This is a genomic window from Streptomyces sp. NPDC020958, from assembly GCF_055562175.1.
Genome location: NZ_JBVHFU010000003.1, coordinates 787500 through 795673 on the forward strand (window position 1 = coordinate 787500; position 8174 = coordinate 795673).

The following is an 8174-nucleotide window of genomic DNA, read 5'->3' on the forward strand; positions in this document are numbered from 1 at the left end:
CATGGCACGCGGCAGGCTCCGGATCTACCTCGGCGCGGCACCCGGCGTCGGCAAGACCTACGCCATGCTCTCCGAGGCGCACCGCCGGGTGGAGCGGGGCACCGACTGCGTCGTCGCCTTCGTCGAGCACCACAGGCGGCCGCGCACCGAGGTGATGCTGCACGGCCTGGAACAGGTGCCGCGCAAGGAGATCGCGTACCGGGACAGCACCTTCACCGAGATGGACGTCGACGCCGTCCTCGCCCGACACCCCCAGGTCGCCCTGGTCGACGAACTCGCCCACACCAACGTCCCCGGCTCGCGCAACGCCAAGCGCTGGCAGGACGTGGAGGAACTGCTCGCCGCCGGGATCGACGTGATCTCCACGGTCAACATCCAGCACCTCGAATCGCTGGGGGACGTCGTGGAGTCGATCACGGGGGTGCGGCAGCGCGAAACGGTGCCGGACGAGGTGGTACGGCGGGCCGACCAGATCGAGCTGGTCGACATGTCCCCGGAGGCGCTGCGCCGCCGGATGGCGCACGGCAACATCTACAAGCCGGACAAGGTCGACGCGGCCCTGTCGAACTACTTCCGCCCCGGCAACCTCACGGCGCTGCGTGAGCTGGCGCTGCTGTGGGTGGCCGACCGGGTCGACGCGTACCTGACCGAGTACCGTGCCGAGCACCGCGTCTCCACGATCTGGGGCTCGCGCGAACGGATCGTCGTCGGACTCACCGGCGGCCCCGAGGGACGCACCCTCATCCGCCGCGCTGCCCGGCTCGCCGAGAAGGGAGCCGGGGGCGAGGTCCTGGCCGTCTACATCTCCCGCAGCGACGGCCTGACGTCGGCCTCCCCGAAGGAACTGGCCGTCCAGCGCACCCTCGTGGAGGACCTGGGCGGCACCTTCCACCACGTCGTCGGCGACGACATCCCCGCCGCCCTGCTCGACTTCGCCCGAGGCGTCAACGCCACCCAGATCGTCCTCGGCGTCTCCCGCCGTAAGGGCTGGCAGTACGTCTTCGGTCCCGGCGTCGGCGCGACGGTGGCCCGGGAATCCGGCCCCGACCTCGACGTCCACCTCATCACCCACGACGAGGTGGGCAAGGGCCGAGGACTTCCCGTCCCCGGCAGGGGCGCGCGGCTCGGCCGGACCAGGCTGATCTGGGGCTGGCTGACCGGAATCGCCGGACCGCTGCTGCTGACCTGGCTCCTGAGCAATGTCATCCCCGACATCGGGCTCGCCAACGACATGCTCCTGTTCCTGACCCTGACGGTGGCGGCGGCCCTGCTCGGCGGCCTCCTCCCCGCCCTGGCCTCGGCGGTGGTCGGATCCGCCCTGCTGAACTGGTACTTCACCCCACCAGTCCACACCTGGACGATCGCCGACCCGAAGAACATCGTCGCCATCGCCGTGTTCTTCGGCGTAGCCGTCTCCGTCGCGTCCGTGGTGGACCTGGCCGCCCGCCGCACCCACCAGGCCGCCCGGCTGAGGGCCGAGTCCGAGATCCTCTCCTTCCTCGCGGGCAATGTGCTGCGCGGCGAGACCACCCTGGAAGCCCTCCTTGACCGGGTCCGCGAGACCTTCGGCATGGAGTCGGCCGCCCTCCTGGAACGCGAGAGCGACATCGCGCCCTGGACCTGCGCCGGCAGCGTCGGCCCCCGCCCCTGCACCACCCCCGACGACGCGGACGTCGACGTGCCCGTCGGCGACCACATGTCACTCGCCCTCTCCGGCCGTGTCCTGCCCGCCGAGGACCGCCGGGTGCTCGCGGCCTTCGCCGCTCAGGCCGCCGTCGTCCTGGACCGCCAGCGCCTGCAGCAGAAGGCCGACGAGGCCAAGGAACTGGCCGAGGGCAACCGCATCCGCACCGCCCTGCTCGCCGCCGTCAGTCACGACCTGCGCACCCCGCTCGCCGGCATCAAGGCCGCCGTCACCTCCCTCCGTTCCGACGACGTCGACTGGTCGCCCCAGGACCAGGCCGACCTCCTGGAAGCCATCGAGGAGGGCGCCGACCGCCTCGACCACCTCGTCGGCAACCTCCTCGACATGTCCCGCCTCCAGACTGGCACGGTCACGCCGATCATCCGCGAGACCGACCTGGACGAGGTGATCCCGATGGCGCTGGGCGGCGTCCCCGAGGACAGCGTGGAGCTGGATATCCCGGAGACCCTGCCGATGGTCGACGTCGACCGCGGCCTGCTGGAGCGCTCGGTCGCCAACGTGGTCGAGAACGCGGTGAAGTACAGCCCGCCGGGGGAGCCGGTCCTGGTCTCGGCCAGCGCGATCGCCGACCGGGTGGAGGTCCGGGTCGTGGACCGCGGTCCTGGCGTCCCGGACGAGGCCAAGTCCCGCATCTTCGAACCCTTCCAGCGCTACGGCGACTCACCGCGCGGCGCCGGCGTCGGCCTTGGCCTTGCGGTCGCGCGCGGCTTCGCCGAGGCCATCGGCGGCACCCTCAACGCCGAGGACACCCCCGGCGGCGGCCTCACCATGGTCCTCACCCTGCCGACGGCACCCGGGCGCCGCCCGGTGGAGCCCGACCGCACATCCGCCGTCAGGAGGTGAGCAGCCGAGCCTCCGAGGGCCTCAGACGACGGGCGGAGCCGTGGCGAACTCCTTCCACATCCGCTGCGTGTCCAGCCGCAGCCCCAGCACGTTATGGCGGTGCACGGCCCTGAGCCCGGCCTCCAGTGGTGAGGGCGGCACCGCAAGGACCGGGCAGGTGGCGTGGGCGAGGCAGTACCGGCTCACCGAAGGCCGCAGCACCCGGTGCAGCCACCCATGCCGCCCAGCACCGACGACCAGAACGTCCTGCTCGCCCTCAGCGATCCGTACGAGCACACGCCCCGGAGCACCCCGGGCGACGAGAGCCTGCGGGGGAAAATCCGGCACGCCGGCGCCGAACACCTCCGTGAGCGCGGTGACCAGCTTCTCCCTCGCCCGGCGCTGCCACTCGTCGAGTATGAAGGAGGTGTACGGGGACCGGCGTGCCTGAAGATCCCCCTCAGGTCGGACCAGCAGCCCCGGAGGGTGCTCTCTCGTGCGGCTTGTGAAGCCCTTGCTCGGTCGTCAGCGGCCACCAACAGGACACCGGCGGATCGCCCCACCACCTCCATGGCCGCATAGCCCACGAGCTGCTGAGCGGCCTGTGACCATCTGACTACCGTCCCCTGCTCGTCCAGGAGAGCTATCGCTGGGCGGACTCTCTTGATGGCCGTCTGAGCCTCGGAGACTGCTGTCGCTGCGGAACTGCCCACCGCTTCTCCCTTCTGTGTCCCCCGGCGATGTGGTCCCCCCAACTGCTCGGCTGTCTGGTGGATGGACAAAACCAGAGCAGGAGTGATGGAGCTACCAGGCACGGGGGCCAGCAGTCCGTTCACACCGCCCCCGACGGTGGCTACGGCGGTGATCTCGACCCGTCAGACGTGCTTCGATGCGTGATCAGCCCCATCGACCTCGAAGCGCTGCTCCACGTCGGAAAAGGCGTCAAAAGGCACGTGTCGTGGACATGGCGGACAGGTGGAGAAGCTCCGGGTCGGGGTTCACGCCGAGCCTGTGAGCATGCAGGGCGCCGAAGACGAAAACGCGCCGGGAGTGGTGGTAGATGAGCGGGCTGGTCATCTCCTGCATAAGGCGGGTGGCCTCGGCGACCGCCGCCGTTTCAGGAATCTCCACCCCCGCGATGATCTCGCTCATGACCTCTGCTCCTTCCGGTATCGGTGTGTTACGAATGGACGGTGCGTCCGTCTTCCACCCTGCCGACCACCCGGCGTCCGGCGCTCCCTCGGTCCGGCCATGAGTCACCCGAATCCGGACAGGCGGGCAGCGGGGTTGTGGGCTCCGCCACGCATCGGGTGCGATCCTCGTCTACGACGGGGTCAAACTCCTGGACGTCGTCGGCCCCGCGGAGGTGTTCGGGGAAGCGAACCGGCTCGGTGCCGACTGCAAGATCGTGCTGGTGTCACCGACCGGTGCCGAGGTCACCTCGTCCATCGGGATCCGGATCGCGGTCGACGCCGCCCCCACCGAGCCTGCTCCCGACACGTTCCTGGTGGCCGGCGCAGACCTCTACCCGCGCACACCGGTCTCCCGTGATCTGATCGAGGCCACGCGAACGCTGGCGGGCCGGGCCGGCCGGGTCGCGTCCATCTGCACCGGAGCATTCGTCCTCGGCGCCGCCGGCCTCCTGGACGGCAAGCGCGCGACCACGCACTGGAAGGTCGCGCACGAGCTCGCCGCCCGCTGCCGGGCCAGCCGCGTCGAACCCGACGCGATCTACGTCCGTGACGGCACCACCTACACCTCGGCGGGCGTGACCGCCGGCATCGACCTGGCACTGGCACTCGTCGAGGAGGATCACGGCCCTGATCTGACCCGCGACGTCGCCCGCGCGCTGGTGGTCTATTTGCAGCGTTCGGGCGGCCAGTCACAGTTCTCCGCACCACTGCAGGGACCGCCGCCCCGATCTCCGGCCCTTCGAAGGATCACCGACGTGGTCACGGCGAATCCCGGGGGAAACCACTCGCTCGGCGAACTCGCCAAGCACCTCAATGTGAGCCCCCGGCATCTCACGCGGCTCTTTCGCGAAGAGCTGTCCACCACGCCGGCCCGGTATGTGGAGATGATCCGGTTCGACATGGCGAAAGCTCTACTCGACCAGGGGCATAACGCGACGCAGACGGCATCCCTCGCCGGATTCCCGGGGCCGGGCGACCCGCTGAACATGGTGGTCGACATTGACAGGCTCCGCGATGAGGAGCAGCGGCTGCTGGACGAGACCCTGTCCCCGTGGCTGACGCGCTACCCGCAGGTCACGGTGGAGCGGTGCCTGGTGCGCTCCCGGATCCGCCCGGCGCTGATCGAGGCGAGTCATGACGCGCAACTCGTCGTGGCCGGTGCACGTGGACGCGGTGGCTTCACCGGCCTGCTGCTCGGCTCGGTCAGCCAGGCCCTGCTGCATCACGCGCACTGCTCCGTCGCTGTGGTTCGCGGCAAAGAGTGACCACCGCCACGCGTTCCTCGGGTATTCGGCGTCAGTACTGTTCAGGAGAGTCGGCCGCCGGCGGCCGCGAAGTGACGGTGAATATCCAGGGTGGTGAACGGCCTGGGTGGAACGCATTGCCCTGCGAAGGATTTCTTTACAGCTGTGGACGGCGGAGCCGGGTGGGCCGTTGGGCCCTCCGGCCCTACATCTGGGAATTGTGGCCCAGATCGACTGAGGTCTCACTGGTCGATCCTGATGGCACTGGAGCAATCGGCCGAGGGAAGTGATCGGCATGATGTGGTACGGAGACGGATGGGGCTGGGGCGGCTGGATCTTCATGACGGTGTTCATGGTGCTGTTCTGGGCCGTCCTGATCGTCGGGCTCGTCGCACTTGTGCGCTACCTCGCCGGTGCGCGTCAGCAGCAGCCCGACTCCCCTCCACCGTCCGGCGAGGGCGGGTGGCAGGACCAACGGGCCGAGGACCTGCTCGCCGAGCGGTTCGCACGCGGGGAGATCGACGAGGACGAGTACAAACGTCGGCATGCGCTGCTTCGGGAGCACCGATGAGCGCGCATCGCCGCCGAGGCGCGCGGTCGGCGATCGCCATTGCTGCCGCGGCGTTGGTGCTGGGTGTCGCCACGACCGGTCTGATGGCCGCGTCCGGCTCCTTCCACGGGACGGGACCGGCCTCCTGGCGAGGGCAGAGCGCCCGATGCAGCGCACCGGCCGCGAAAGGCAGTGCAGTCGACGTGACCGTGTGGGACATGGGGCGCATGATGAGGGGCCCGAACTGGTCTGGGCCGGACAACGGCCGTCCCGGCTGGTACGGCATGGGCATGATGCGCATGGTGGCCCGCCCGATGACGATCCCCGCGGGAAAGGTGACTGTGCGGGTAGTCAATGCGGGAACTCGCGCGCACGAGGTGATCGTGTTGCCGCTGTCGGCGGGCCAAGCCCCCGGCGAACGTGCCATCGGCTCCGACGGCCGGGTATCGGAAGCAGGCAGCCTCGGCGAGGCGTCGCGCACCTGCGGCAGCGGTACCGGAGACGGCATCGCCCCCGGTGCGGCAGCCTGGACCACAGTGACGCTGCGGCCGGGCCGCTATGAGCTGCTGTGCAATGTCCGGGGCCACTACGCGGCCGGGATGTACACAGAGCTGGACGTCACTCGGTGAGCGAGGGAACCGGCGGCTGCCAGAGCCGGGGGGCCGGGAGTGTTCCCGGATTCAGCGGGAAGCCGTTGTCTCGGTTCGGCCGGCATCAGGACGTGCCGCCCTGGAACGGCGGCCAGACCGCGGCGCGAGCCGTGCGGCGGTCCGGTGGGTGACCGCCTGGTGCGCGAGCAGGTGCCCGGTCAGCCGATGGTGAAGTAGGCCAGGCTGCCCAGCCCGGCCAGGGTGCAGTAGACGGCGAAGGGGATGAGGGTCCGGTTCTCGAAGTAGCGGACCAGGAAGCGGGTGGCGAGGTGGGCCGCGATGAAGGCGGCGACGCTGCCCGCCAGCCGCGGTCCGCGCAGGCCGTCGCCCTCGGAGCCGAGCAGCGGGGGCAGCTTGAGTAGCGCTGCTCCGCCGATGACAGGCGTGGCGAGCAGGAAGGCGAAGCGGGCGGAGTCCTCGTGGTTGAGGCCCTTGAAGATGCCCGCGCTGATGGTGGAGCCGGAGCGGCTGATGCCGGGCAGCAGGGCGAGGATCTGGGCGGCGCCGATGGTCACGGCATGGCGGATGGTCATGCGGGTGATCCGCAGGTCCGACTGCTCGTCCGCCGACAGGTGCTGTTCGCCGGGGGCGACAGTGGCCCCGGCCCGCCGGTGGCCGGTGCCGCCGCGCCGCAGCTGTTCGGTGACGAAGAGGACGATGCCGTTGAGGGCCAGGAAGATCGCGGTGGGGATCGGGCGTCCGAGCGTCGTACGGAAGACCTTGTCGAGCGCAACGCCGGCGATGCCCACCGGGATGCAGGCCGTGAGATCGATGTGTGATACGGCGAGGCCCCGCGGGGTCCTTCCTGCCGGGACTCTACGCGGAGCCCTGAGACGGCGCAGCCGCACCGGATCGCTCCGGTGCGGCTGCGCCGTGAGATCGGCTGCGCAGGCGCGGACGATGCAGTCGGCGCCTCACGCAGTCTGCGTTCCTGCGACGATCTGGGAGTGCCTGATTTGCCATCGCACCCGCCCACTCGTCCGTAACGATCCCCTTAGCACATGGCGCGCCCCGGTCACGCACGGGTGGGAGCGTGCATGACAGGATCGGGTCCTCAACCTGGTCAGACAGTCTCAAGCACACCTCGTCCTATGGGCGTTCCGTGCCAGGAATTCGGAGTACGAGGACGAGGTGGTGGCCGCGCGGTCCCCCCCCCACGGCGAACACGCCGGTCCGGACGCCGACCTGACCGACCCGGTGGTGGTCGACCGCCTGCGGGACGTCCTCACCGAGGAGCACGCCGACGCCGCGCGCCCCTCTGCGGCATGTCCTTGCGAGGACTGAGGGAAAAGCAGCCGGGCTCCGGCGCCGCTGATGGCGGCGGCTGTTGCGCTGCCCCCCTCCGCAATTCCGTGCGGCCGGACGGTTGGCGGGGCGGGCATCAGTAGGTGGGGCCGTAGGGGCTCCAGTGCCCGAGGAAGTGTTTCAGTTCGTCGGCCCGTGGGTTGGGAACGTCGGGCAGCCGGGGCGGTGTGTTCAGTGGATCGAGGCACTCCACAGAGGCTGTTGCCCAGCTGATCCATGCTTCGGCTTCGGTTCGGGTCTGACTCGGTGGCATGGCCTCGGCTCGTGTGCTCCAGCAGAGGCCCGCCTGCCTGTCACGGGCTTGCTGGAGCTGCTCACTTACTACCACGGTCGACTCCGAAGCGGCGGCTCACCGGCCCCGGTCGCTGCACAGTCGTCGCCGCCTTTGCCGGTCTGATCCATTGAGGCGCCCGCGTCCTGGGCGAGGACCCGCTCCGCCGCCTCCAGACTCGCAGGCACTGCGCTGAGCCGCGGCCCGCAGTGCTCGGGGCACGTAGGTCACCGGTCTGCAGCTCACCACTTCACCCTCAGTAGCGGATACGTCAACGAAACGGATCCACTATTAATTGATGCTTTCATGTTGCTATTCTTGAAAGAAGTGATACGTTGGTGAAACCGATTGGGGGTTGCTGGACCGGCGGGACGGCGCCTGTACGTCACGGTGACCTGCGTCCGGACCGCGCTCCCTTCTTCTGCGGCACGACG

General features: G+C 69.7%; 7 protein-coding genes and 3 pseudogenes. 6 read left to right on the top strand and 4 right to left on the bottom strand.

Translation table 11 applies throughout. From position 1 onward, the window contains the following. The first annotated feature begins 1 nt into the window (after position 1). Positions 2–2548: a DUF4118 domain-containing protein gene (locus ACZ3KP_RS13800; RefSeq protein ID WP_467499202.1), complete on the top strand. Its 2547-nt coding sequence runs from the start codon at positions 2–4 to the stop codon at positions 2546–2548. A 21-nt stretch (positions 2549–2569) separates the two neighbouring features. Here ACZ3KP_RS13800 and ACZ3KP_RS13805 read toward each other — a convergent pair whose 3' ends face one another. The 3 genes and pseudogenes from ACZ3KP_RS13805 to ACZ3KP_RS13815 form a co-directional block, all read right to left on the bottom strand. Next, positions 2570–3004: a universal stress protein gene (locus ACZ3KP_RS13805; protein ID WP_467499275.1), complete on the bottom strand. Its 435-nt coding sequence runs from the start codon at positions 3002–3004 to the stop codon at positions 2570–2572. 77 nt (positions 3005–3081) lie between these two features. Next, a pseudogene (locus ACZ3KP_RS13810) lies at positions 3082–3363 on the bottom strand (PAS domain S-box protein); the annotation flags it as partial. Between the two features lie 106 nt (positions 3364–3469). After that, positions 3470–3679, bottom strand: a complete 210-nt coding sequence (locus ACZ3KP_RS13815) for a hypothetical protein (RefSeq protein ID WP_467499204.1) — start codon at positions 3677–3679, stop codon at positions 3470–3472. A 112-nt stretch (positions 3680–3791) separates the two neighbouring features. Here ACZ3KP_RS13815 and ACZ3KP_RS13820 point away from each other — a divergent pair. The 4 genes and pseudogenes from ACZ3KP_RS13820 to ACZ3KP_RS13835 form a co-directional block, all read left to right on the top strand. Continuing rightward, a pseudogene (locus ACZ3KP_RS13820) lies at positions 3792–4685 on the top strand (GlxA family transcriptional regulator); the annotation flags it as partial. Positions 4686–4748: 63 nt separating this feature from the next. Then, positions 4749–4985 (top strand): annotated as a pseudogene (locus tag ACZ3KP_RS13825) (universal stress protein); the annotation flags it as partial. A 274-nt stretch (positions 4986–5259) separates the two neighbouring features. Then, positions 5260–5535: an SHOCT domain-containing protein gene (locus ACZ3KP_RS13830; protein WP_467499206.1), complete on the top strand. Its 276-nt coding sequence runs from the start codon at positions 5260–5262 to the stop codon at positions 5533–5535. After that, the gene (locus ACZ3KP_RS13835; RefSeq protein WP_467499208.1) at positions 5532–6143 is read left to right on the top strand and encodes a sulfocyanin-like copper-binding protein; all 612 of its coding nucleotides are present in this window, start codon (positions 5532–5534) and stop codon (positions 6141–6143) included. The genes ACZ3KP_RS13830 and ACZ3KP_RS13835 overlap by 4 nt, the downstream gene beginning before the upstream one ends. 179 nt (positions 6144–6322) lie before the next feature. Here the strand turns inward: ACZ3KP_RS13835 and ACZ3KP_RS13840 are convergent, their stop codons facing one another. Next, positions 6323–7012: an undecaprenyl-diphosphate phosphatase gene (locus ACZ3KP_RS13840; protein ID WP_467499210.1), complete on the bottom strand. Its 690-nt coding sequence runs from the start codon at positions 7010–7012 to the stop codon at positions 6323–6325. Positions 7013–7298: 286 nt separating this feature from the next. Between ACZ3KP_RS13840 and ACZ3KP_RS13845 the strand changes: the two genes are divergently transcribed. Further along, entirely contained in the window at positions 7299–7448 is a 150-nt protein-coding gene (locus ACZ3KP_RS13845; protein WP_467499212.1) for a hypothetical protein, read from the top strand. Positions 7449–8174 lie beyond the last annotated feature (726 nt).

What these genes read in the sequence shown, in the direction of transcription:
- ACZ3KP_RS13815 (WP_467499204.1), bottom strand. Translation starts at nt 3,679, where the DNA reads ATGAGCGAGATCATCGCGGGGGTGGAGATTCCTGAAACGGCGGCGGTC.
- ACZ3KP_RS13835 (WP_467499208.1), top strand. Translation starts at nt 5,532, where the DNA reads ATGAGCGCGCATCGCCGCCGAGGCGCGCGGTCGGCGATCGCCATTGCT.
- ACZ3KP_RS13800 (WP_467499202.1), top strand. Translation starts at nt 2, where the DNA reads ATGGCACGCGGCAGGCTCCGGATCTACCTCGGCGCGGCACCCGGCGTC.
- ACZ3KP_RS13830 (WP_467499206.1), top strand. Translation starts at nt 5,260, where the DNA reads ATGATGTGGTACGGAGACGGATGGGGCTGGGGCGGCTGGATCTTCATG.